The sequence below is a fragment of the Kitasatospora sp. NPDC004614 genome (assembly GCF_042873675.1).
Taxonomy (GTDB): Bacteria; Actinomycetota; Actinomycetes; order Streptomycetales; family Streptomycetaceae; genus Kitasatospora.
In genome coordinates, this window is the sequence record NZ_JBIALR010000004.1 from 133,069 (window position 1) to 155,730 (window position 22,662).

The 22,662-nt window shown below is 71.7% G+C and carries 18 protein-coding genes, 1 pseudogene and 1 CRISPR repeat array; of the genes and pseudogenes, 5 read left to right on the plus strand and 14 right to left on the minus strand.

The genetic code is table 11. The annotated features are described in order from the left end of the window. The first annotated feature begins 27 nt into the window (after positions 1-27). A CRISPR array of direct repeats spans positions 28-3,166; the repeat unit is 29 nt; unit sequence CGGCAGACCCCCGCTCGCGCGGGGAGGAC. Between the two features lie 21 nt (positions 3,167-3,187). From cas2e to casA, 7 genes are all read right to left on the minus strand, one after another. Beyond that, positions 3,188-3,508, minus strand: a complete 321-nt coding sequence (gene cas2e / locus ACFYST_RS12795) for a type I-E CRISPR-associated endoribonuclease Cas2e (RefSeq protein ID WP_387861682.1) — start codon at positions 3,506-3,508, stop codon at positions 3,188-3,190. Between the two features lie 37 nt (positions 3,509-3,545). Continuing rightward, entirely contained in the window at positions 3,546-4,469 is a 924-nt protein-coding gene (cas1e, locus tag ACFYST_RS12800; RefSeq protein WP_387861684.1) for a type I-E CRISPR-associated endonuclease Cas1e, read from the minus strand. A gap of 68 nt (positions 4,470-4,537) precedes the next feature. Continuing rightward, positions 4,538-5,182, minus strand: coding sequence for a type I-E CRISPR-associated protein Cas6/Cse3/CasE (cas6e, locus tag ACFYST_RS12805; protein ID WP_387861686.1), 645 nt, complete (start codon positions 5,180-5,182; stop codon positions 4,538-4,540). Beyond that, positions 5,179-5,970 (minus strand): type I-E CRISPR-associated protein Cas5/CasD, encoded by a 792-nt coding sequence (gene cas5e / locus ACFYST_RS12810; RefSeq protein WP_387861687.1) that lies wholly within the window; start codon positions 5,968-5,970, stop codon positions 5,179-5,181. Before cas5e ends, cas6e begins: the two co-directional genes overlap by 4 nt. After that, positions 5,967-7,151: a type I-E CRISPR-associated protein Cas7/Cse4/CasC gene (gene cas7e, locus ACFYST_RS12815; protein ID WP_387861689.1), complete on the minus strand. Its 1,185-nt coding sequence runs from the start codon at positions 7,149-7,151 to the stop codon at positions 5,967-5,969. Before cas7e ends, cas5e begins: the two co-directional genes overlap by 4 nt. A gap of 54 nt (positions 7,152-7,205) precedes the next feature. Continuing rightward, the gene (gene casB / locus ACFYST_RS12820) at positions 7,206-7,880 is read right to left on the minus strand and encodes a type I-E CRISPR-associated protein Cse2/CasB (RefSeq protein ID WP_387861690.1); all 675 of its coding nucleotides are present in this window, start codon (positions 7,878-7,880) and stop codon (positions 7,206-7,208) included. Next, positions 7,877-12,400, minus strand: coding sequence for a type I-E CRISPR-associated protein Cse1/CasA (gene casA, locus ACFYST_RS12825; protein WP_387861692.1), 4,524 nt, complete (start codon positions 12,398-12,400; stop codon positions 7,877-7,879). Before casA ends, casB begins: the two co-directional genes overlap by 4 nt. Positions 12,401-12,665: 265 nt before the next feature. Here casA and ACFYST_RS12830 point away from each other — a divergent pair, with 265 nt between their 5' ends. Continuing rightward, positions 12,666-12,788, plus strand: coding sequence for a hypothetical protein (locus ACFYST_RS12830; protein ID WP_387861694.1), 123 nt, complete (start codon positions 12,666-12,668; stop codon positions 12,786-12,788). 968 nt (positions 12,789-13,756) lie between these two features. Beyond that, positions 13,757-13,984 (plus strand): annotated as a pseudogene (locus ACFYST_RS12835) (hypothetical protein); the annotation flags it as partial. Between the two features lie 54 nt (positions 13,985-14,038). On the opposite strand, the gene ACFYST_RS12840 reads toward ACFYST_RS12835, so the two are convergent. The 3 genes from ACFYST_RS12840 to ACFYST_RS12850 form a co-directional block, all read right to left on the minus strand. Next, a complete protein-coding gene (locus ACFYST_RS12840) occupies positions 14,039-14,593 on the minus strand; it encodes a hypothetical protein (protein ID WP_387861947.1) in 555 nt (184 codons plus the stop codon). Positions 14,594-14,821: 228 nt separating this feature from the next. Continuing rightward, a complete protein-coding gene (locus tag ACFYST_RS12845) occupies positions 14,822-15,322 on the minus strand; it encodes a nucleoside deaminase (RefSeq protein WP_387861695.1) in 501 nt (166 codons plus the stop codon). Positions 15,323-15,339: 17 nt separating this feature from the next. After that, on the minus strand, positions 15,340-15,927 hold the full coding sequence (locus ACFYST_RS12850; RefSeq protein WP_387642860.1) for a carbonic anhydrase: 588 nt from the start codon (positions 15,925-15,927) through the stop codon (positions 15,340-15,342). A gap of 294 nt (positions 15,928-16,221) precedes the next feature. On the opposite strand from ACFYST_RS12850, the gene ACFYST_RS12855 reads away from it, so the two are divergent. Then, positions 16,222-16,731 (plus strand): SRPBCC family protein, encoded by a 510-nt coding sequence (locus tag ACFYST_RS12855; protein ID WP_387861696.1) that lies wholly within the window; start codon positions 16,222-16,224, stop codon positions 16,729-16,731. Positions 16,732-16,739: 8 nt separating this feature from the next. Here ACFYST_RS12855 and ACFYST_RS12860 read toward each other — a convergent pair whose 3' ends face one another. Both ACFYST_RS12860 and ACFYST_RS12865 read right to left on the minus strand, forming a co-directional pair. Further along, the gene (locus tag ACFYST_RS12860; protein ID WP_387642858.1) at positions 16,740-17,354 is read right to left on the minus strand and encodes a hypothetical protein; all 615 of its coding nucleotides are present in this window, start codon (positions 17,352-17,354) and stop codon (positions 16,740-16,742) included. Beyond that, on the minus strand, positions 17,351-17,893 hold the full coding sequence (locus ACFYST_RS12865; RefSeq protein WP_387642857.1) for an RNA polymerase sigma factor: 543 nt from the start codon (positions 17,891-17,893) through the stop codon (positions 17,351-17,353). The genes ACFYST_RS12860 and ACFYST_RS12865 overlap by 4 nt, the downstream gene beginning before the upstream one ends. A 402-nt stretch (positions 17,894-18,295) precedes the next feature. On the opposite strand from ACFYST_RS12865, the gene ACFYST_RS12870 reads away from it, so the two are divergent. Continuing rightward, the gene (locus ACFYST_RS12870; RefSeq protein WP_387861698.1) at positions 18,296-19,123 is read left to right on the plus strand and encodes an SAM-dependent methyltransferase; all 828 of its coding nucleotides are present in this window, start codon (positions 18,296-18,298) and stop codon (positions 19,121-19,123) included. Positions 19,124-19,451: 328 nt separating this feature from the next. On the opposite strand, the gene ACFYST_RS12875 is transcribed toward ACFYST_RS12870, so the two are convergent. Together ACFYST_RS12875 and ACFYST_RS12880 are read right to left on the minus strand one after the other, a co-directional pair. Beyond that, positions 19,452-20,654, minus strand: coding sequence for an MFS transporter (locus tag ACFYST_RS12875; protein ID WP_387861699.1), 1,203 nt, complete (start codon positions 20,652-20,654; stop codon positions 19,452-19,454). Between the two features lie 2 nt (positions 20,655-20,656). Next, complete coding sequence (locus ACFYST_RS12880; protein WP_387861701.1) at positions 20,657-22,192, minus strand: NAD(P)-binding domain-containing protein; 1,536 nt, start codon at positions 22,190-22,192, stop codon at positions 20,657-20,659. A gap of 105 nt (positions 22,193-22,297) precedes the next feature. Between ACFYST_RS12880 and ACFYST_RS12885 the strand changes: the two genes are divergently transcribed. Further along, complete coding sequence (locus ACFYST_RS12885) at positions 22,298-22,660, plus strand: ArsR/SmtB family transcription factor (protein WP_387861703.1); 363 nt, start codon at positions 22,298-22,300, stop codon at positions 22,658-22,660. Positions 22,661-22,662 lie beyond the last annotated feature (2 nt).

A 22,662-nucleotide genomic window follows, 5' to 3' on the forward strand; every position in this document is an offset into this window, starting at 1 on the left:
CCCGCGTCGCGGCTCGCGTTCCGCCGGCGGCAGACCCCCGCTCGCGCGGGGAGGACGGACGAACACCCTCCGCACACACTCTGGATGCCGGCAGACCCCCGCTCGCGCGGGGAGGACGGAGGCCGCCCGCCTCGCGACCGACCCTGCCGCGGCAGACCCCCGCTCGCGCGGGGAGGACCGGGGCGGCAGCGAGCCGGACGTGCTGAACGGCGGCAGACCCCCGCTCGCGCGGGGAGGACGGTGGCGGCGACCTGCAAATCTACCTCTACGACGGCAGACCCCCGCTCGCGCGGGGAGGACTGGGTAGCAACCACGGTTGCTGCCCACCCGGGCGGCAGACCCCCGCTCGCGCGGGGAGGACCGGCCCATGGCGTCGATGATGCGACCAGCCATCGGCAGACCCCCGCTCGCGCGGGGAGGACGCGGCTTCGGGCCATGCGGTCCGGGCGGGGTCCGGCAGACCCCCGCTCGCGCGGGGAGGACGGGGAGCAACCGGGCCGGTGGATGCCGTCACCCGGCAGACCCCCGCTCGCGCGGGGAGGACTTGCGAATCAGGTTTCCGGCGTACGGCATTTCGGGCAGACCCCCGCTCGCGCGGGGAGGACCTGACCGGCATTTTCCCCGCCCTGGAGCGAGCCGGCAGACCCCCGCTCGCGCGGGGAGGACGCAGCCCTCGGTGCTGCACGGGCCCATGGGTGCGGCAGACCCCCGCTCGCGCGGGGAGGACTACTGAAGCGGAGACGGACGCGTGATGACCGTCGGCAGACCCCCGCTCGCGCGGGGAGGACGCTCTGATGCCGTCGATCAGGCTGCTGATCAGCGGCAGACCCCCGCTCGCGCGGGGAGGACACGCCGATGTTGCCGGTGCTGCCCGGGTTGACCGGCAGACCCCCGCTCGCGCGGGGAGGACGGACCGAGCGCGGCGATGATCGGCTGGAGCCCCGGCAGACCCCCGCTCGCGCGGGGAGGACAACGGCGGCACCCTCAACCAGCCGAACGCCCGCGGCAGACCCCCGCTCGCGCGGGGAGGACACGAGGGCCCGGATCACCTGCTGCCCGCAGGACGGCAGACCCCCGCTCGCGCGGGGAGGACGAGGACCCGGCGGCACCCGAGTACCCCGACGCCGGCAGACCCCCGCTCGCGCGGGGAGGACCCGCGCCCCTTGATGCCCGTCGGGTAACCGTCCGGCAGACCCCCGCTCGCGCGGGGAGGACGGGGCGTTCGCCTCCTGCTCCTGCTGGACCTCCGGCAGACCCCCGCTCGCGCGGGGAGGACGCGTCGTCCCGATCCTCGCCGACGCCAAGTTCGGGCAGACCCCCGCTCGCGCGGGGAGGACGGACTGCCGCCGGCGCCCATCGCCGGGGACCGCGGCAGACCCCCGCTCGCGCGGGGAGGACTGGACGGCACCGGACTGCGCGCGTACCAGTTCCGGCAGACCCCCGCTCGCGCGGGGAGGACATGGACAAGTTCAACGACACGATGAACGCCATCGGCAGACCCCCGCTCGCGCGGGGAGGACGGCCCTGACGGTTTCTTAGGTCACACCGGCAGCGGCAGACCCCCGCTCGCGCGGGGAGGACCCGAACTGCCCGCCGGAGTCGTGCTGCTGTGTCGGCAGACCCCCGCTCGCGCGGGGAGGACTCCTCCTGCACATCCTCGATCGTCTGCGCGAGCGGCAGACCCCCGCTCGCGCGGGGAGGACTCACTTCCCACCATCTTCGAGTACTGGGCCATCGGCAGACCCCCGCTCGCGCGGGGAGGACCCCTCCTGGACGTGCAGCACCAGACCGCGCTGCGGCAGACCCCCGCTCGCGCGGGGAGGACGTGCCGACCGGCCGGCAACTCCTCGCCGAGGGCGGCAGACCCCCGCTCGCGCGGGGAGGACCTCGCTACCGCAGCCGAACCGCTGCGCACCTACGGCAGACCCCCGCTCGCGCGGGGAGGACTGCCAGCCCTCGCCCTCCGGGCCCTCGGGCTTCGGCAGACCCCCGCTCGCGCGGGGAGGACCGCATCCCCGAGCGCCTGTCGACCGAAGCCGGCGGCAGACCCCCGCTCGCGCGGGGAGGACCACCATTACGGCCTGACGCACCGCCATCTCGCGGCAGACCCCCGCTCGCGCGGGGAGGACACCTTCACCGCGTTCTCGGGGTCGGGCAGCACCGGCAGACCCCCGCTCGCGCGGGGAGGACACCGATTACGTTGCCCTGCCGGTCGCGGGGGGCGGTAGACCCCCGCTCGCGCGGGGAGGACGCCGACCACACCACCCATCGCGCGCTGGATCCCGGTAGACCCCCGCTCGCGCGGGGAGGACAGGTAGCAGAGGAAGGTGATGCCGCCAGCGTCCGGTAGACCCCCGCTCGCGCGGGGAGGACGTCACGGTCCAGCCCTCGAACTCGTCCCGGGACGGTAGACCCCCGCTCGCGCGGGGAGGACAGGCCGGCTGCCGCGTTGCCCGCCTTGCGGACCGGTAGACCCCCGCTCGCGCGGGGAGGACGCGACGTACTGCTGCGCGACCGGGGACAGTTCCGGTAGACCCCCGCTCGCGCGGGGAGGACAGCTGGGCGTCGTCTTCCATGACCAGCGTCAACGGTAGACCCCCGCTCGCGCGGGGAGGACCGGACGGTCTGACGCAGCGGCATGGCCATGACTGGTAGACCCCCGCTCGCGCGGGGAGGACGTGACGGCGACCGCCCCAAGCGGGGCTTCAGTCGGTAGACCCCCGCTCGCGCGGGGAGGACCCCAAGCCCAAGCCCAAGCCGGAGTGCCCCGGCGGTAGACCCCCGCTCGCGCGGGGAGGACGGCCCGGTTGGTGGTCCGCAGGATCTCGATTGCGGTAGACCCCCGCTCGCGCGGGGAGGACGGTCTGCGGTCTTCGGTCCGGCCTGGACCGGACGGTAGACCCCCGCTCGCGCGGGGAGGACCTCGGCGACGAGGTGGTGATGCGCTACCGCGTCGGTAGACCCCCGCTCGCGCGGGGAGGACTTCGAGCATGCCGTTCACGCGCGGAGTGCTCTCGGTAGACCCCCGCTCGCGCGGGGAGGACCGGTCGCTGGCGTCCATCCACTCCATGTGCGCCGGTAGACCCCCGCTCGCGCGGGGAGGACTCGATCGTGAACTCCGCCTCATCCCACGTGATCGGTAGACCCCCGCTCGCGCGGGGAGGACCCTTCGGGACCTGGCCTTTCTCTAGGGCTTTGCTGTTTCTTGACCATTGAGTGCGGGTGGCCTCGTTCGGGCCACCAGGAGTAGGCCGTCGATGTCGATCGGGCGGCGGCGTTGTGGGCCGGCGGTGCGGAGGTTGAAGCCTTGTTCGTTCTGGGCCGGGTGGACGAGGACGGCGACGCCGTCGGCGACGCAGCCGGTGACGGCTGTCCAGAGTTCTTCGCGGACCTTGGCGGAGACGGTGCCGACGTAGAGGTGGGGGGTGACCTCGAGCAGCCATCTGGTCAGGGCGCCTCGGACATGATCGGGGACGGCGGTCACGGAGAGTACGGTCAGGGATGCCATGACCGGTCCTTGCCTGGTGCGATGCGGGGCAGGGTGCTCACAAGGCGTCCCCCGACGCGTAGTTGACGCCGCCGGCGACTGTCCCGACGACCGGGTCCCACAGGTCGACGAGTTGTTCGTCGAGGTCGGGGGCGGTGATGTCGGCGTTGGGGGCGAGCAGGCGTTGGACGTCGGTGACGATGCGGGGCAGGAGTTTGAACAGGCGCAGGCCGTCGCGGAAGCTGCGGCGGGCTTCGGATTCCGGTTCGGGGGAGGAGTGGAGGGAGAACGCGAGCGGGATGGTGAGTTCGGCTTTGTAGAGGTCGGCGATGTCGTAGACGAAGGCCTGCTGGTTGCCGCTGTGGACGAACCCGAGGGCGGGTGAGCAGCCGAGGGCGAGGACGGCGGCGTGGACGATGCCGTAGAGGCAGGTGTTGGCTGCGGAGAGGGCGAGGTTGACGGGGTCCTGGGTGTCCCAGGAGTCGGGGTTGTAGTTGCGGCGGAAGCGTCCGATGCGGTGTTGCTGGGCGAGGAGGCGGTAGTGGGCCTTGACGCGTTGGCCTTCCATGCCGCGGAGTTTGTCGAGGTTGATGTCGGTGGGCAGGTCGGTTCCGCCGAAGCGTTGGCGGTACATGGCGACGGCGATGTCGAGGCGTCGGCGGTCGTCGGCCCAGGCGCGGGCCTGGCGTTCGAGCCAGGTGGTGCTGAGGGATTCGGGCAGGCTCGCCGCGTAGCAGCGGACGCCGCCGGATCCGGCGATGACGACGGTGGTGCCGTGGCGGGCGAAGGTGGCCAGGGCGCGGGCGGTGATGGAGGTGCCGGGTCCAAGCAGGACGCAGCTGAGGGCGGCGGTGGGCAGGTGGACGGTTTCGGTGCCGCGCTGTTCGGTGGTGATCTCGGCGCAGACGCCGGTGTCGTCCTGGACGATGCGCACGATGTCCAGGTAGAGGAAGGACAGGGAGTCGGCGATGCGCGGGAGCATCGCGACGGTGGGTGCAGCAAGTCTGCGGCGGGCCCCGGAAGTCGTGCCGGCGCGTGGGCGTGGTGGGGTCATGCGGTCCCCCGGTGCGGAGCGATGCTGAGCAGCCCGCAGCCGTGGGCCTTGCCACGGCCGATGCCGTCGTGGATGCGGGTGCGCAGGAGGTCGGGGTCGGTGATGTGGGCGGTGCCTTCGAAGAGGGTGCGGGCGTGGTGGATGCGTCGCTGGTCCCGGCGGCGGTTGCCGGTGGCGGCGTCGAGGGGAGTGGAGCGCAGGGTGGTGAGGGCGAGGCCGGAGGCTTCGGCCTGGCGGGTCCACCATTCGTCGGCGTGGGTGCCGGTGAGCGGCACGACAGGTGGGAGGTCGTAGAGGGCGCGGGTGGTGGCGCCGGGCTTGCGGACGGCGTTGGCGGCGATGCGGTAGCGGACGGGCAGTCCTTTGCGCAGGGCGTCCAGGAGCGGGGTGAGGGGTTTGGTGGCGGCGGGCCCGTAGCCGGTGGGGAGTCGGGCGAGGTCGGGTTGGCGGTTGCTCTGGAGGAGGATCCGTTCGCCGTCCGGGCCGGTTTCGGTGCGGAAGAGGATGCCGAGGTGGCGGCGGGGTTCGGTGCTGGGGACGTCATCGGGGAACAGCGCCATGATCCGCTGGTGCAGGGCAACAACGTCGCCGATGTCGCGGTGGCGTTGGTCGGGGATGATGCGGGTCAGCCACAGGGTCATGCCGGGGAGCCTTCGGGACGGGGAGTGAGGTAGGCGGCGAGGGCCTTGAGGTAGCCGGTCGAGTGGCCGTGGCACTGTTCGGCGGGAAGGTGGAGGGTGCGCTGATAGCGGGCGCGGCTCTGGTGGGCACGGCGCTGCGGGTGGAAGGACAGCGGGTCGTCGTTGACCTGCCCCACCGGAGCGGTCCCGTCGTCTCCGGGCCCGAGGGCGGTCAAGGGCCGGTCGCCGTGGAAGACCACGGGCACGGTCCCGGCCGGGCCGCGGTGGACGCGGGCGAGTGGCAGGTTCACCAGGTGGTGCAGGACGTCGTCGAACTCGCCGAGCAGCAGCGGTCCTTCGGGCGGGCAGGAGCGTCGGCCGAGGTACGGCGGCCACACCGGGCGGCGCAGCGCGTCGGCGCACTCGGCGAGGACGCTCGCGGGTCCGGTCAGGGCGGCGGTGAACACCGCGTCCGCCAGGTAGTAGCGGTGGGAGAGCAGTGTCGCCGCGGCGGCCGGGCGCTTCTTGCCGTCGGCGGTGGTGACGGTGTGCCGGGCGGGCAGGCCGCCGCCGACGGTGTGCAGGTCGCGCAGTACCGTGCCGGGACGGTCGGCCCGGACGGTCAGCGACAGCCGGGCCAGGTCGGTGATACCGGCGTCGCGCGGGCGGCCGAGCGCGCACGCCAGCAGGCCGATCACCCCGGAGCGGGTGGGGAACGGTGCGGTGTCGCGCTCGTTGAACTTGCTGCGCTCGCCCCACGACTGCAGTGGCCCGGCCAGCCTCAGCAGCAGCCCCGCCTCACCGCTCACGCCTGCGCCTCGGGGTATGCGACGGCGATGGCGCCGTCGATCAGCTCCGGGAAGGACCCGGCCCGGCGGCCCAGGCCCTCGGGGCTCTTCGCGTCCACGCCCGCCCAGGCGGACCACACGATCCCGCGCCCGCCCAGCAGCGTGTTCGCGGCCGCCGCGTAGTCGGCCAGCGCGAGGCGCGAGGGGCCGGAGTAGCCACCTTCCTGCGAGGCGCGTACCGGCTTCTCGAACGCGGCGGCGAACGACAGCGGCCGGTCCGAGCGCACCGCCACGTGTACCAGGTCGGGGATGGTGTGCGGCGCGGTGGCCGTCTTCTTCGCCTGCGGGAGTGAGAGCACGAAGGCTTCTGCGAAGCCGGCCGCCAACTCGCGTGCCGCCGCCACGTCCCCGCCCAGGTTGCGGGCCAGTTCCTGCAGGTCGATCGTCGCGAACCGGTAGAACACGCCGGCGGAGAACTCGGCGTGCCCCATGTGCGCGCTGCCGGTGCTGTCGCCCCACACGTCGCTCACGTCATCGACGGCCGAAAAGTAGTCCAGCTCGATGTCCGTGCCGTGAGTGGTCAGGGCGTGTGCGACCTGAACTGCCCCGTCCACGCCCGCGTCGTCGACCTCCGCCAGCATCCGCCCGAACAGGTTGATCACGCCGTTGCGCGAGCGCAGTACCGCATCCACCCGGTCCTTGGGCAGGACGCTCTTGTCGCCAGACTTCCGGATGGCCTTCGCCGCTTCTAGTTCCACACGGAACTCCTCGGCCAGGTCGGCGAGTTCCGCGACCGCGCTGCCCGGCACGTACACCATCGCGTTCGTCGTCACCGCCGAACTCTCGCCGTCCACCTCGAACTTGATGCTGCTACCCGCCGCCACGTGCTGCCCGGCCCGTGCCGCCAGCGCGGCCGGCCAGCCCCGGTCCTCCTCCAGCACCCGCGCCACCCGCTCACCGATCCGGCGCGTCCGCAACGCCGCCTCGCCCAGCGCCTGCTGGAAGTACGTGCGTGCCGCCCGCTTCCACGACTGGCTGCTCACCCGGGTCCGCTCCGTGCCACCGTAGGCGACGGTCTTCACGGAGTTGTTGTCGTCGCGGTTCAGGTTCGCGAACGGCACGCTCTGCACCACGTGCACGTCCACGAAGCGTGCACCCGCATCAGCCTTCGACATCATGCTCTCTTCCTCGCTGCTCGTCATCGATCTGAAGGTTCGTCAGCCCGAACCGTTGCGGGCACCGCGGTGCCCGCAGTCTTACTGCTGGACGTCGCCGCCCGTGTCGTCGGCCTCCATGGCGGCCTGCAATCCCGCGCGATGCCGGGCGCGGTAGAAGTCCTGCAGCCAGAGCCGCTTCACCTCACCCCCGCGCCGGCGCCACCGGCACAGGTCCACCAGCAGCGGCGACCAGTCCACCCGCACTCCCGCCTCGCGCAACTGCCGCACCACCCCCGGCAGATGGCGGTGCAGACCGTCCACGCTCTGCCGGGACAGCAGGTTCAACCGCGCCTCCGCCGAGGCCTCGCGAATCCCCCCGGACTCCACCGCTTCCGCGAACGATCGGCCCAAGCTCCACCGCGCCGGCCGGTTCGTCCTGGGACTCTCGGCATCCTCCGCGCCGGCCACGACGTACTGGCTGCGGCGCTGCGCGGCGATCACCGCCGCCACCGCGCAGTACGCCCGCTGCACGTCCTCGCTCGCGCCGGTCGGCAGCCAGCGCGCCACGAACCGGTGCATCGACGGCACCTGGTCCAGCGGCTTGCCCGCGCCTCGTCGCAGCGCCGCCCGCACTCCCGGGTCCGCCGCGCAGCGTTGCTCCACCCAGCGGGTGAACGCCTCCGGGCCGGTCGGGCGTGCGCTGCCCGCCTGCTGGGGGATGCGGTCGGTCCGCGCCTGCGGTGCCTGCTCGGCCGCCGCCGCTTCAGTCGTCACTTCGCCATCACCTTCTTCGCGTCCCGGCGGGCCGCGCCCTTGCGCTTGCCGCCGTACAACTCGAACCGCGCCGCCTCGCAGGCCCGCGCACCCCGTACCGACACCGCGGCGCGCGCGGTCACCGCGTCGAACGCGTTCTCCGCGAGGCGACGGAACACCGTCCCCGCGCCGTCGAAGTCCCGTCGCCTGAACCGCGCCCAGAACTCCGCCTCCGCCGCCGGCCAGTACCGCGCCCCCGCATCAGCCGCCCATGTGCAGTCCCGCAGCTTCGGCGCGTCGGTGAACTGCTGCCACGCCTGCTTCACCGCCCGCTCCAACCGCCGCCCGTACAGCTCGCCGGTGGCCCGGAGCCTGCTCACCAGGGCAGCCGACGCCGGGTCGACGCGCTCCGACAGGCCCAGCACAGGCGGCGTCGAGGCATCGACGAACTGCACGTCCTTCGCCTGGCCGTCCTGTTCGAACCCCAGCGCCCGCACCGTCAGCCACTCCGACACCTCCGGCGCCGTCCGGAACACCTCCGGACGGCGGGGCCGGCTGTCGCCGGGCAGCTCGCTCAGCAGCAGCGCGTCTACGTCCCGCCACAGCGCCCGCCCCGAATCGGCCTGCCGCGGATAGGCGTTGTTCTCTTTCGACAGCTGCCAGATCAGGTAGGGGTCGCCGTCCCGAGGCACCTTCTCCCGCCATGCCCACGTGATGAACGCGTCCCGCACTCGTTGCCCGTCGCCGTCCGGTACCAGCAGCAACGCGTGCTGCGAACGGCCCGTCAAGGCCGCACATGGGCCTCGGAGCTGCGTCGGCACGCCCAGCGGGTCGTTCAACTCCACCTGCTCCCAGGGGCATTGGTCCTCGTCCCGGCGCACCTGACCGCCGGGCTCGGGCAGACCCGCCAGCAGCGTCTCGAACAGGTTCTGCCCCTCCGGGTGGTAGGACAGCGTGCTGCGCAACGGCCCGGCCTTCGCGTCCGCCGCCTTCACCGCTCCGACAGTGCGGGTCGAACACCGGCCCGACGGCCCGTAGTAGTGCCAGACCAGCAGGTGCAGCACCGCCTCCGCCGTGTCCGGCAGCACCGGCGAACCGGCAGCGACGTGCTCGAACCAGGCGTGGTTGTTGCCCGACGGCCGTGTCGAGACCAGCTTGTCCACCCCGGCGGTGTTGGCCGGGTCGCACTGCTGGGCCAGGCGCGGGTCCTGGAGGAACGGCCGCACAGGGTCGAACACATTGAACCGATGCCAGTACCGGTCCGCGTACGCCGCGATTGCCGCCGGATCGAACCGGCCCCGGTCCTGCACCTGCTCGCGCCGCGCGCCCCACACACCGGGACCGCGTTCGTCCAGGCCGGTCACCCGCGCCGTGATCGCGTACAGCACCCGGTAGAGGGCCGACAGGGCCGGCGGCAGGCCGACCGTGATGCGCTCGATCCTGTGGGCTTCGGCCAGCAGTTGGCGCAGGCCGAACATCGCCGGCTGCCCTTCACGGTCGGGAAGGTCCGGGAGCCACCGCACCGGAATCCACGGCTCGTCGAACAGGTTGAACGTCGCGGGCGCATCGAATGCCACTGTCTGCCGCCCCAACTGCTGCTTCGCCAACGGTTTCTGCGGTGCTGCTGGGGCCGGCCGGTGAGCGCCTTGGACGTCCGTGGCGGCCGTCCGGTCCGTCCTGGCGATATTGATCGTCCAGTCGCACGTCACGCCGACCTCGGACAACTGCAGCCGCCGACCGCCGATCCGGCCCACCCACCGGCCCTCGGCGTCGGCGCGCAGCAGCAGGACCCGGACGTCCTTGAGCGCCGGCACATCCCTCCACCGCTCCGCAAGGCGATCGCCCTCCGATTCCCCCCGCACCCAACCGGCGGGCAGCGGAACCGAATACCGCATCACCTCCGCAACTCCCGCCGGGCCGACACGCTCCCCACGCGACCAGCCAGGAACCCGCACCATCCCCGCCGCATCCAGGCTCACCCCACCCTCCGGCCGCGCGTACACGCACACCACCCGCGCCGTGTCCGCGCCCAGACGCGTCGCCAGCAACTCCTCCGACACGCCCTCGGGAGCATCCGTCAGCACCGACCAGTCGCCGTCCACATCCCCCGGGGCAGGAATCCGCACCAGGTCCGCAAGCTGGGCCTCCGCCAACTCCCCGGCCGCACGCCGCACATCCCACTGTTCGAAGTCCCGACGCGCCGCCTCCTCCAGGTGACGCCCGAAGTCCTCCTCGTACACCGCGTCGACCAACCCCTGCACGTCGCCGGGCACCGACACCGCACGGCCACCGAGCCCGGCCAGCAACGTGCTCGTCCGCATCAGCAACGCCGGGTCGTACACCGCACCCCACGACCCGGGCACCCGCACCCCGCCCCGCTCGCCCGACGGCTCCAGCACCACCAACCGCGGCCCCGCGCCCGCCCACCCCGGACGGCCGTCCCGCTCGTGCCGCCACCCACGCCCGGCCCGCTGCAACAACTGCGCCAGCGGTGCCAGGTCCGACACCACCAGGTCGAAGTCCAGATCCAGCGACTGCTCCACCACCTGCGTCGCCACCAGAACCGACGCGCGCCGCACACCCGCCGCCGAAGCCTTTCCGAACGCCTCCTCGCACTCCCGCGAGATCCGCTCCCGCTCGAACACCGGGAACCGCGAGTGCAGCAGCCGCAGACCGCCCACGCGGTCCGCCAGCACCGGAAACTCCTCCCGGAGGAACAGGAACGTCCGCTGTGCCTCCTCGACGGTGGTGCAGCACACCAGCACGCACCCACCGCCGTCCACCACCGGCGCCACCAACTCCGCCAGCGCGGCCCGCCGCGTTCCCGGCGCCGGCACCCCGGTCTCCCGCACGTCCCACCGCACCGGCCGGCGCTCCACCGCCAGCTCCCGCTCGCGGTCGCTCTTCACGAGCCTCGGCTCGCTCACCTTGCCGGTGGCCGCATCCACGAACAACCAGCCCGGATAACACGGCTCGATCACCGCCCGGTCCGTGAAGCCCGCTCCGCGCCGATAGGCCGCCACCAGCGACGACGCCGAACGCCCCGTCAACGTCGCCGACAACAGCACCACCGGAGCCCGCAGCGCGCCCATCCACTCCAGCAGCCGCACCAGCAGACTGTGCATCCACGGCCCGTACGCGTGAGCCTCGTCCACCACCAGCACCTTGTTCGCCAAGCCGAACAACCGCAGGAACGCGTACCGCACCGGCAGCACCCCGGACAGCGCCTGATCGATCGTCCCCGCCGCCAGCGGAGCCAACAGACCGCGCCGCGCAGTCCTCAACCACCGCGCCGCTTCCGTCTCCGTTCCCCGGGTTGCCGAGAATCCCTTGTCGGGCCCGCTCGGACCGGGCCGCTCGGCCGACCCGCTGTTCGACACGGACTCCGCCGGTTCGTACGCCGGGCTGAGCCACGCCATCGCATGCAGCAGAGCCAGCGCCTTGGAACCGGACACATTCGACTCGGCGAACTTCCGTACCCGTTCAAACATCGCGTCCGCTGTCGCCATGGTCGGCAAAGCGAAGAACAGCCCACCCGCCCCCGACTCCCGCGCCAGCACTGACGCGGCGAACAGCGCCGCCTCGGTTTTCCCTTCCCCGGTCGGCGCCGTCACCAGCACCAGGCCCGGCCCCGTCACCAGAGGAGGCAACTCGCGCCCCAGACTCGCCTGCAGGCCATTCGCGCCGAAGTCGAACATCCCCTCAAACGCCTGGATCGGGAAGCCCGCCCGTCCCAGACCCGCACCCCGCACCCACACCGGCGCCGAGCCGCACGCCGCTTCAAAGTGCCCTTGAAGCGACTGATTGTCAGCAATCCACTTCGGCCCCGGAATACGCCCCTCGATCACCTCCACCTGGCTCGCAAGCCAATCCGCGACGACCACCAAGCCGATCACCACCACCGCGGCCCACCCCGGCAACCCTCCCGCCGGCACCGCGTCCCCACCCACGACCCGCCGCACCGCCTCCGCATGCGCGAGTCGTTGCTCCCGCCACCCCGCCGCAGTCCCCAATCCGGGCAGGTACGCCTCCGGGTTCGCCACTTCCTTCTGCCGCAACGCCCGTCCGAAGCATCCGTGATGACCACCCAGCAGTTGCGCAACCTGATGCGCCGGCCACGACCGCACCCGACGCCCGCCTGCCGGATACCCCCACTCCTCGAACGCCTCCACCAGGGCCCAGTGCGTCGCGGCCTCGTGACGCAGCGACACAGGCTGCGACGGCTCCGCGTACCGGCCCTCGTCCAACTTCGCGAACTCGGTCTCCACCAGGGCCTGAAAGGACGGAGTGATCTTTCCAAGGTCGTGGAGCCCAGCCCAGACCATCACCAGCCGCCGCGCCTGGTCGCCCTCAACCCCGAGCACCTCGGCCAGGCGTCCCCGCAGACTCTCGCCCAGAACGCTGTCCCACAACGCGCCCGCTGTCGCAGCGGTGTCCAGCAGGTGACAGATCACCGGATAGGCCTCGCCCAGACCCGCGTGCTTTCCCCACAGCACACCGTCGATCCCGCCGGACGGCAGAGGCCCCGAAAAATTACTCATGGCCTAGGAGGTATCAGGCCCGACTGACAGGCGGCGAGTGGTCAATGAAAGCGATCGAGAAGTGATCAAGAACGATCGCAGGAAATCAGAAGGAGATCCCGTATGGTTTCGCCTCGATCAAGCCTGGTCGGCGCTCAGATAATCGAACGAAAGGCCATCGGGTCGATGTTTATAAACTCGCCCTGCTCCCTCGGTGGATACCGGCAGGAAGAGATGTCTCCGCCCGCCAATCAGGCGGGCGGAGCTGCCGAGAAAGGGGCCGTCGATGGGCAACCAGCGGCGATTCATCAGGATGGCGATGGCCGTGCTGCCGCGAGTGAAGACGGTACTGGCCGTTGCCTACTACATGCTGGGCGCAGTCGAGAAGCTGGAGCGCTATCTTGGCTGATCCTGGCAGGTAGTACCCCTGTGGGCGGAGGGTCGCACAAGTTTCCGGCGAGGGCGGCCCTTCGTCTCAGGGTGCTCACGGAAGAGTGAACCTTCCGGGGATCATCCTTGATCACTCCTGACCGAAACTCGTCGGGCTGATGAGCAGCGCCCCCAGCGTATGCCGCCCTGACTCCCGGAAGTGATTCATCAGCAATTCGAGGGCATGATCTATGCCTGCACAGCGGCGTACCTGCGTGAATGTTCGCGGGCGGCGTCAGTGCCTTCCGCAGGTTCTCTTTGGGGCGTCTTCCGTGTCACTGCTCGGCAGAGAGGCTTGCTCTAGTATTGGCTCGCCCCGCAAGTGCGGGGGTGATCCCCCTCTTTGCCGAGCGGGACACGGCCCTCGGGTGAATTCCCCGCGCAAGCGGGGGTTGGTCGCCAGCCTGTTTGATGGTGTGCAGCGAGGTGCCCTCAATCGCGTCGGGTTTGCCGCACGGACCAGTATCGCTGGTATTGCCGATGCGATCGAAGCTGAGCTCTCGTCAGTGACGTGGCGACTTGAGGGTCGCCGCCCCGCCCCACGGCAGTCAACGTCCGTTCAGTTGGTCGGCCAGCGGCTGTACGGTCCGTTGGCGCCCGTGGGTGTCGGCAAAGTGGGCGAGGAGGAGACCGACGGCCTGGCACTCGCCCTGGGCGAGGGTCGCCGGCTCTCAATCGGCGGCGAGAGTCCTCTCGATGCTTGCAGCCATTCGCTCCGGCGCCACGTCCTGAGCGGCAGTTTCGCTGCACCGGGCGAGCCGGACACGCTGCCGGCTTGGATGAGGAGCCCTGCGAAGCTTGCCGTTGCCGAAGAAGTCATTGGCTTCCGTCATCACCATCCTTCCAGGTGAGTTGGTCGTTCTCTCTCGAACCACAGTCCGAAGCGGAATTCGGGACTGCGGTTCTTTGATTGATCTCTTCGCATGCTCGTGCGACGGGGGCCGCTGGGTGAGCGACTTGAAGGTGTTCCGGCTTGGGGCGGACGGACGGGACGTGGAGCTGCGGGGCTCGACGGTGGCGTTGGAGGTGGAACTGCAGCGGCGGGTGGAGGCCGGGATGGAGCGGATGCTGGGGATCCGGTTCCTGGCGTCGGAGTACCGGACCGGGCCGTGGCACCGGGGGCGGGTGGACTCGCTGGGGCTGGACGAGAACGGCGTGCCGGTGGTGGTCGAGTTCAACCTGCGGGGACGCCTGTTGTGGACTCGGGTGCAGCGATTGGGCGCCGATTGGTCACGGCGTCGGTTCGGCCGGTCCTTCGGGATGGGGAGCCGTGGCGGCGCTGTGGACGTAGACGGTGCTGCGCCCGCGTTGGCGTTCAACCATGGTGCCCGCGTTGAGGGTTCGCTTGATCCACGTCTCCTCCTCGCGCCACCCGAGCTTGGCGAGCATGGGCAGCAGGGTTTTCTTGGGGAGCCCGGCGGTGCCTGCTTCGCGGAGGGTGGCCAGGATTTCTGCTTCGGCGCGCTGGATGAAGAGTTGGCTGGCGGTCGGCATGTCCTGGATGCGGACGGTTGCCGGGTCCGGGTCGATTCCGTTCCTCGTGGCCCAGCCCGCGATGTAGGCCTCGGCGGCGGGCTCGTCGGTGCCCAGGACCTGGCTGAGGCATTCCAGGAAGACGTCGTCCTGCGCGGCCTTGAGGTGATGGGCCATGTCCGCCTGGAAGTTGTAGTTGCCGCCCCACTCGGCGGCGGCGTGCGAGGCGCGGTGTGCCTCGAGGCGCAGGTGGACGGCCCGTTCTGCGATCGCGTCGGCGGCGTCGGCGGGCGGGGCGAAGGTGTCGGTCATGGTCGTCACCGTATCGAAGGCGCGATCGGCGGGGAGGGGGAGGTCAAATGTTGCTGAAGGGGACGGAGTTGACGAGTGTGGTGGACCCGGCCCGCTGCCGCTGACCTGCTGCCGCGAGGGCTGTGGGGGTGCCGCCCGGCTCGGTCCGGCCGGGCGCTCCCGGTGGCCTGCGCCGGGCTGTGTGTTCGTCCGATGGGTGGGGGCGGGTGGGGGTCCCGATCGCGTCGGTTATTCGGCGGTGGGGACGCCGGCGACGTGGCGTTCGCCGCCGTTGCGCTGCTGCCAGAGGCGGTAGACGTCGACGGCGTCTGCGCGGTCGTCGTGGCGCATGGGGAGGCGGCGCTCCTGCCAGGGCTTGGCGAACTCGCTGTAGAAGGTGTCGAGTTCGAAGTACTTGCGGTCGTCGACGTAGTGGGGCTCGTAGGCGTCGCGGGTGGTGAGGAAGACGACCTCGTCCGGGGAGCAGTAGTAGAGGGAGCCGAGACACATGGGGCAGGGGTGGGCGAGGACGTAGATGGTGGTGCCGGTGAGGTGTTCGGTGCCGAGCTTGGTGCAGGCGTCGCGGATGGCGAGGATCTCGGCGTGGGCGGTCGGGTCGCCGGTCTGGGCGACCAGGTTGGGGCTTTCGGCGAGGATTTCGCCGTCCTTGACGATGACGGTGGCGAAGGGGCGGCCGCCCCCGATGACGTTCTGGCGGGCGATGTCGATGGTGCGCTGGGCGAAGTCCACGGTGGGTTCCTCGGTTCTCAGGCCGCGGCGGCGGTGGTGGGGGCGGTCAGGTCGTCGACGTTGCCGGTGGGGATGTCGTAGACCCAGCCGTGGAGGGTGACGGTGCCGGCGGCGAGGGTCTTGGCGACGGAGGGGTGGGTGGCGAGGTTGGCGAGTTGGGCGCGGACGTTCTCGCGGACCAGGGCGTCGACGTCGCCGGCCTTGGTGGTGCGGGCGATCGAGGCGTCGGCGTGGCGGAGCCAGGAGGCGACGGCGGGGGCGGCGGTGAGGTCGTGGCCTTCGGCGAGGGCGGTCATGGCGCCGCAGGCGGAGTGACCGCAGACGATGATGTCCTTCACGTTCAGGGCGGCCACCGCGTATTCGATGCTGGCGGAGATGCCGTCGGCTTCTGGGGTGTAGGCGGGGACGAGGTTGCCGGCGGTGCGGATGACGAAGAGGTCGCCGGGCTCGGTGCCGGTGATCAGTTCGGGGACGACGCGGGCGTCGGAGCAGCTGATGAACAGCGTGTCGGGGGTGTGGTGGGTGGCGAGGTGGGCGAAGAGCTCCGCCTTGGCCGGGAAGACGTCCCTCTGGAAGCGGGCGACGCCCTCGGTGAGGTTCTGCATGGGTCACTCCTCTCGGTGGCGATCGACCCTTGTGGGCTGGTGAGATCCACCATGCATGACCAGCGCGCATAGCGTCCAAGAGTTGCCGTCCATGGAAGCCATTGATCGTGTCTATGCCGAGCGCCGCGACGTGCGGGACGTCACCCGAGCTGAACCGCTCCCCGGGCTTAGCAGACCTTAGGTCGAGCCCGATCGCGCCCCAACGCCCGCGGCTCGGACGGTACATGACACCCTTGCGGGAGCAGGGCCCCGGCGGGAGCCGGGCCGGTCGACGTGAACAGGAATGAGGCAACCGTGCGACTCTCCGACGAATTCGCCGTGGTGGTCGAGGCGACGATTCCCGCCCCGCCGGAGCGGGTCTGGGAGCTGGTGGCGGACATCTCCACCTCCCCCCGCTTCAGCCCGGAACTCCAGCGCACCGAGTGGCTCCAGGACGCGGACGGGCCCGCCGTGGGTGCCCACTTCGCCGGGCACAATGCCCGGCCGGACGGGTACGAGTGGCAGGTGGTCAACCGGATCACCGAATTCACTCCGAACGAGCGCTTCGGCTGGTCGGTCCTGCCGGAGATCGGCACCGCCCAGGGTGACGCGTTCGCCCGCTGGTACTACGAGCTGACCCCCGAGGGCGACGGCACCCGGGTGCGGCACGGCATGCGGATGGGCAACCTGCGCACTCCGCTGCACGCCTTCATCGAGGCCAACCCGGACCAGGAGGAGGCGATCGTCGGCGCCCGTCTCACAGCCCTCCGCACCGGCATCGAGGCGGTCCTGGCGGGCATCGCCGAGGACGTCACCCGTTCCTGACCGACTGGTCAGCGGGGGGCGTCGTCGGCGGCGGCGCGCAGGTGGTGGACGACGTCGGGGCTCCAGTGCGGGATTTCGGGCCAGTCGCCGTTGTCGTCCTCCACCGGGAGGGACTTGAGGACGGCGGCCAGGCGCGGGGGGAGGCGCGGGGACATGCCCTGCTTGCAGAGAGCGAGTATCTCGGCGCGGACGCTGCGGGACACCAGGGGGCGGTCGGAGGAGGTCAACCGCCAGTCGGGTTGCGGGAGTTCGGCCAGGGCCTCGGCCTGGAGGCGCCAGAAGTTGGCGTCCGTGGGCTCGCCGCGCGACTGGTGCAGGAACCACAGGCAGGAGGCGGCGAGGTGGCTGCCGCCGCCGGCCGCGAACTCCCACCAGAAGCGGGCACCCTCCTCGTAGTCGGCGAGGTTCAGCAGGACGCCCAGGACCAGTGCGCCGTCCGGGCGTTCGACCTCGCTGTCGACGAGCTTGGCCAGCGAACTCGCCGCCGCCGGGTTGGCGAGGATCAGCGAGCACAGCATGCCGAGCTCGTGCCGGGCCTGACGGTGTGCCAGGCGCAGCGGCGCCGGGGCGGCTCCCCGGCTGCGTTCCAGCATCACTTCGGTTGCCGCGGATCTACCACTCACGCGTTCCTCCGGGCGAGCTTCTCCTTGAGGCGGTCCTCGGCGTGGCGGGCGTTGGAGCGCACCGTCCCCACCGTCGAGCCCAGGTACTCCGCGACCGTTTCGTCCCGGAGATCGAGAGCGTAGCGGAGGATGATCACGTCCTGCTGGCGCTCGGGCAGTGACAGGATCGCCTCGTAGGTGCCGTGCACGTCCGGGGTGAACTCCATCCGCATGCGGTGCATGGCCGTGCGTATGGCCACCCGCCACTGGTCGTGGGGCCAGTGCTCGTCGCCGGTGGCCGTCGCCGCCAGGCCCGCCTTGGCGATCTCGTCCTTCAGTACCTTCCATGCGGAGGCCGCGGGGGCCGCCTCGCGCAGCAGCATCTGCCAGTCGCCCCACAGCCAGTCGCGTACCGCGTCGACCACCGCATGGGCCTGCTCGTCGGACAGTCGGCAGGCCCGCGCGGCACCGAGCCACGCCTGTTCGTGGGTCTCGCAGAACGCGTCGAAGGTCAGCTGATCGCGCCGTTGCGGTACCGCCAATCCGAACTCCGGGTCCACCGTCACCCCTCCCAGCGGGAGAGTCTCTCCCGCGCCGATCGGATCGTGGCCCGCGCCCCCTTCGCGCCAGACGCCGATGCCTCGACGAGGGGATTGTCGCTCCCCTCACACCACCATTTCAGCGTATCGGGATCCCTGTGGTGAAAACGGAACTCCACGAACATCAGGGGCACAGAAGTGAAAGCCGGGCGGCCACTTGGGGGCTCGACATGGGTCGTACCCGGTCGTTCGGCCTCGGTGGGGGTTGGCCGGGGCCGGGGTGGGCATGCAGTCGGCAGGGCGCGACCTGGCCGGTTGCCCGGCTGTTCCATGGGCATGATCTTATGAGTTCCGCGCTGGGTGGCGCGTCCTGCCGCGTCACCCGAGCGCTGACGAAGACTCAGCGACCAGGGGGGACGCGCGATGGCTGACGAAACCGCTCACCAGACGCCGCAGATCGGCATCAATCTGAACATCCACCAGGCCCATTCGGCCCGAATGTACGACTACTACCTCGGCGGTGTGACGAACTTCCCCGCCGACCGGGAGGCCGCCGGCCGGGCGCTCGACGCCTTCCCCAACGCCCGGCTCGCCGCGGGCGCCAACCGGGCGTTCATGCGCCGCGCCACCAGGACCATCGCCGAACTCGGCATCGACCAGTTCCTGGACATCGGCACCGGCATCCCGACCTCGCCCAACCTGCACGAGGTCGCCCAGGGCGTCAACGCCGCCGCCCGGGTGGTCTACGCGGACAACGACCCGATCGTCCTGACGCATGCCGAGGCGCTGCTGGAGGGCACCCCCGAGGGGCGCACCGCGTACGTTCAGGGCGACGTCCGGGACGCCGGGGCGATACTCGAGGCCGCCGCCGACACGCTGGACCTGGAGCGCCCCGTCGCGCTCAGCATGGTCGCGCTGCTGCACTTCGTCGCGGACCGGCCGGGCGAGAGTGCCACCGATGTGGTCGAGTCGTTCATCTCGCGTCTCGCACGGGGGAGTTACCTGGTCATCAGCCACTTCACCGCAGACTTCGACCCCGAGGCCACCGCCCGGATGGAGAACGTCTACCGCAGCTCCGGCACCGACCTGCAGGCCCGCACCCAGGCGGAGATCGTCGGGCTGTTCCAGGACTGGCGGCTGCTCACGCCGGGCGTCGTCGCCAGCCCCCGGTGGCGCCCCGACGGCGCCGGGGACGCGGCCGTCACGGACGCGCAGGCGGGCTGCTACGGCGGGGTCGCGCAACTCGTGTGACGCCGGCGGTGGCTACCGGTGGGCGGCGGCGCTGCCCACCGGACAGGCCCTGACGGGTGCGGAAGTGGCGGAACAGGTTGCGCGTCACGTACACCCCGGGGCCGCCGAAGCCGACCAGGTCGACCGGTCCGCCGGCGGTGGTCGCCTTGACGGCCGACTCGCCTGCCGCGTACGTCCCGTCCTCGCCCTGGGCGGTCAGGTGAACGCCGTCGCCGGTGGAGGTTCGGAGTTCTCCTGGGCGGTGCTCATCGTGGTCCCTTCGCCTGATTTCAGGAAGTTACAGGGGGTCGGGCCGGCAAGATCGCTACCGGGTGGCGCGCGTTGACGGTCAGGCGAGCGCCAGGAGGGTGGCGAGGGCGGAGACCGCGGTCAGCAGCAGGAACAGGTGGGGGTAGCCGCCGACCGGTCCGGCGAGGGCGGAGCCGACCCACGGGGCGAGGGCACCGGCGACGGTGGCGGGGGCGACGAGCAGGGCGCTGAGGCGGCCGTAGGCGGCGGTCCCCCAGCGGTCGGCGACGGCGGTGGCCTGGAGGAGGGTCAGGTTGCCGCGGACGGTGCCGCCGAGGACGGCCAGCGCGACAAGTAGGGCTGCTGGTCCGGGAGTTGCGGCGAGAGCGAGGGTGGTGGCGCCGCCGGCGGCGATCAGGACGGCGGTGCGGGCCCGGACGGGTATGCGGCTGGCGAGCGGGGCGTACAGGGTGCGGCCCAGGGTCTGGCCGAGGCCGCCGAGGCCGAGCGCCCAGGCGGCGAGGGTGGGGCCGGCGCCGCGTGCGGTCAGCAGCGGGACGAGGCCGAAGATCACGGTGAACATGGCGAGGGCGGAGAAGGCGAAGGCCGCGGAGAGCCGCCAGAAGGCGGGGTCGCGCTCGACCGCCCTGCCCTGGACGGGAGTTGCGGACGTCTCGGGAGGTGGTGGCCAGGGGTGGCGCAGCCCGAGTGCGTGCAGCGGGACGGTGACGGCGGCCAGCAGCAGGGCGAGCGTCAGGTAGGTGGAACGCCAGGACAGGTGGCCGGCCAGGGCGGCGGTGAGGGGCGCGAAGGCGGTGGAGGCGAGACCTCCCGCGAGCGTCACGGTGGTCAACGCGCGTACCCGGTCCGGGCCGTACCAGCGGGTCAGGGCGGCGAACGCGGGCTGGTAGAAGGTGGCGGCCATCGCGGTGCCGGCGGCGAACCAGGCGAGGAAGAAGACCGGCAGGTTCGGCGCCAGGGCGACCCCGGCCAGGGCGGCAGCGCCGAGTACGGAGCCCGCGGTCATCACGGTGCGTGGGCCGCGGCGGTCGAGGAGCCGGCCGACGGGGATGCCCGCGAGGGCGGAGGTGAGCAGGGCGGCCGAGAACGCGGCGGTGGTGGCCTGGGTGGACCAGCCGGTGGAGCGGGTGATGTGCGAGAGCAGGACGGGAAAGGCGTAGTAGAGGATGCCCCAGCCGGTGATCTGGGTGATGCACAGGGCGGGCAGCGCGGCGCGGGGCCGCGACCGGAGGGGCGTTCCGGTCGCTGCCCCGTGCGTGGTGGTGTGGGTGGTGTTCGCCACGGTCAGCAGCAACTACCGCTAGGGGAGCAGGAGTTGGTGGAGTTGGCGGACTCCTGGGCTCCGAGGGGGATCGGCTTCGGCTTGCTGCCGAGGGTGAGGAGCTCGGGCTCGGCCGTCGTCGAGCAGCAGCCGCCGGCGTCGGTCTGGGTGGTGGCGGGCTCGGAGTCGGCGGGGGTGGGGCAACAGCCGCTTTCGGGCTGGGCGGTGACGGTCTCGGGCTCGGCGGCGGGGGTGGAACAGCATCCGCCTGCGCCCTGGGTGGCGTCGGGGTCGTCGAAGAGGCCGGCGCCGCCGCAGACTCCGGTCTCGGGGAGAGTGAGTTCGACGCGGGCGGCGGCCTCCGTGTCACCGGCGAGGAGGGCGGAGATGGAGCGGACCTGCTCGTAGCCGGTGCGGGAGAGGAACGTCGGCGCGCGGCCGTAGGACTTCATGCCGACCAGGTAGAGGTCCTGCTCGGGGTGCGCCAACTCGCGTGCGCCGTGCGGGTAGACGGTGCCGCAGGAGTGCTGGTTGGGGTCGATCAGCTCGGCGAGGAAGACAGGGGCCTGGAGGCGTTCGTCGAGGTTGAGGCGCAGTTCGTCGAGGAAGGAGAGGTCGGGGCGGAAACCGGTCAGCACGATGATTTCGTCGACGGGCCGGCTGCGGCGGCCGTCCTCGTCGACCAGGACGAGCTGCTCGCCCTCGCTCTCGATGCCCGCCGTGCGGAAGCCGGTCAGCGCGCTCGCGTACCCGTCCTCGACGGCCTTCTTGGCGCGCAGGCCGAGCGCGCCGCGCTCGGGCAACTGGTCGGCGGTGCCGCCGCCGTAGGTGGAGCCGGAGATGCCCCGGCGCAGGATCCACTCGGCGTGGGTGCCGGGGGCGTCCTTGGCGAGGTCGGCGAGCATGGCGAGTGCGGTGAACGCGGACGCGCCCGCGCCGACGACGGCGGTGCGCTTGCCGGCGTAGCGCTTGCGGGTGGCGGGGTCGGTGAGGTCCGGGACGTAGTAGGAGATCTGCGCGCTCGCGGCGCGCTCGCCGAGGGCGGGCAGGCCGTTGCCGCCGGCCGGGCCGGGGGTGGACCAGGTGCCGGAGGCGTCGATCACCGCGCGGGCCAGGATGCGCTCCTCGGAGCCGTCGGCGTGCTCAAGGTGCACGGTGAACGGCTGCGCCTCGCGGTCGGCGTCGACGATGCGGTCCCGTCCGGCGCGGGCGACGCCGGTGACGCGGGCGTTGTAGCGGATGTGGTCGCCGAGTACGTCGGCCAGCGGCTGGAGGTACTGCGCGATCCAGTCGCCGCCCAAGGGGTAGGCGTCGGCGTCGGGGTGGACCCAGCCGGTCGGGGAGAGGAGCTTCTCGGCGGCGGGGTCGACGACCTCGGCCCACTGCGAGAACAGTCGCACGTGCGACCACTCGCGCACCGCGGTGGCGGCGTTGGGTCCGGCCTCCAGGATGACGGGTTCGATGCCGCGCTCGATCAGGTGGGCGGCGGCGGCCAGGCCGACCGGTCCGGCGCCGATGACGGCTACGGGGAGCTGGGGGACGGGAGGGTGCTCGCTCATCTCGGTTCTCCGGGTGGTGCGGTCGCGTGAGGGATGAGCGCTGATTCCACGCTCGTCGATACAGTCGAGCTTGCCCACTGATTCGACGGGTGTCAACATAGACATATGTCGAACTTGATTTCCGTGGAGCTGCCGATCGTTGACGCGTCGGCCGTGCCCTGCTGCCCGCCGGTCACGTCGGCCGCGCTGTCGGAGGCGGACGCGGAGCGGATGGCCGCGATGTTCAAGGCGCTGTCCGACCCGGTGCGGCTGCGGCTGTTCTCCCGGGTCGCCTCGCACGAGGGCGGCGAGGCGTGCGTGTGCGACATCCAGGACGTGGGCGTGTCCCAGCCGACCGTCTCCCACCACTTGAAGAAGCTCCGCGAGGCCGGCCTGCTGACCTCCGAGCGGCGCGGCACGTGGGTGTACTACCGCGTCGCGCCCGGCGTGCTGGCCGCCATGGCCGGGCTGCTCGCCACCACCTGCTGACC

What these genes read in the sequence shown, in the direction of transcription:
- cas2e (WP_387861682.1), bottom strand. Translation starts at nt 3,508, where the DNA reads ATGGCATCCCTGACCGTACTCTCCGTGACCGCCGTCCCCGATCATGTC.
- cas1e (WP_387861684.1), bottom strand. Translation starts at nt 4,469, where the DNA reads ATGCTCCCGCGCATCGCCGACTCCCTGTCCTTCCTCTACCTGGACATC.
- cas6e (WP_387861686.1), bottom strand. Translation starts at nt 5,182, where the DNA reads ATGACCCTGTGGCTGACCCGCATCATCCCCGACCAACGCCACCGCGAC.
- cas7e (WP_387861689.1), bottom strand. Translation starts at nt 7,151, where the DNA reads ATGACGAGCAGCGAGGAAGAGAGCATGATGTCGAAGGCTGATGCGGGT.
- casA (WP_387861692.1), bottom strand. Translation starts at nt 12,400, where the DNA reads ATGAGTAATTTTTCGGGGCCTCTGCCGTCCGGCGGGATCGACGGTGTG.
- ACFYST_RS12830 (WP_387861694.1), top strand. Translation starts at nt 12,666, where the DNA reads ATGGGCAACCAGCGGCGATTCATCAGGATGGCGATGGCCGTGCTGCCG.
- ACFYST_RS12840 (WP_387861947.1), bottom strand. Translation starts at nt 14,593, where the DNA reads ATGACCGACACCTTCGCCCCGCCCGCCGACGCCGCCGACGCGATCGCA.
- ACFYST_RS12850 (WP_387642860.1), bottom strand. Translation starts at nt 15,927, where the DNA reads ATGCAGAACCTCACCGAGGGCGTCGCCCGCTTCCAGAGGGACGTCTTC.
- ACFYST_RS12870 (WP_387861698.1), top strand. Translation starts at nt 18,296, where the DNA reads ATGGCTGACGAAACCGCTCACCAGACGCCGCAGATCGGCATCAATCTG.
- ACFYST_RS12880 (WP_387861701.1), bottom strand. Translation starts at nt 22,192, where the DNA reads ATGAGCGAGCACCCTCCCGTCCCCCAGCTCCCCGTAGCCGTCATCGGC.
- ACFYST_RS12885 (WP_387861703.1), top strand. Translation starts at nt 22,298, where the DNA reads ATGTCGAACTTGATTTCCGTGGAGCTGCCGATCGTTGACGCGTCGGCC.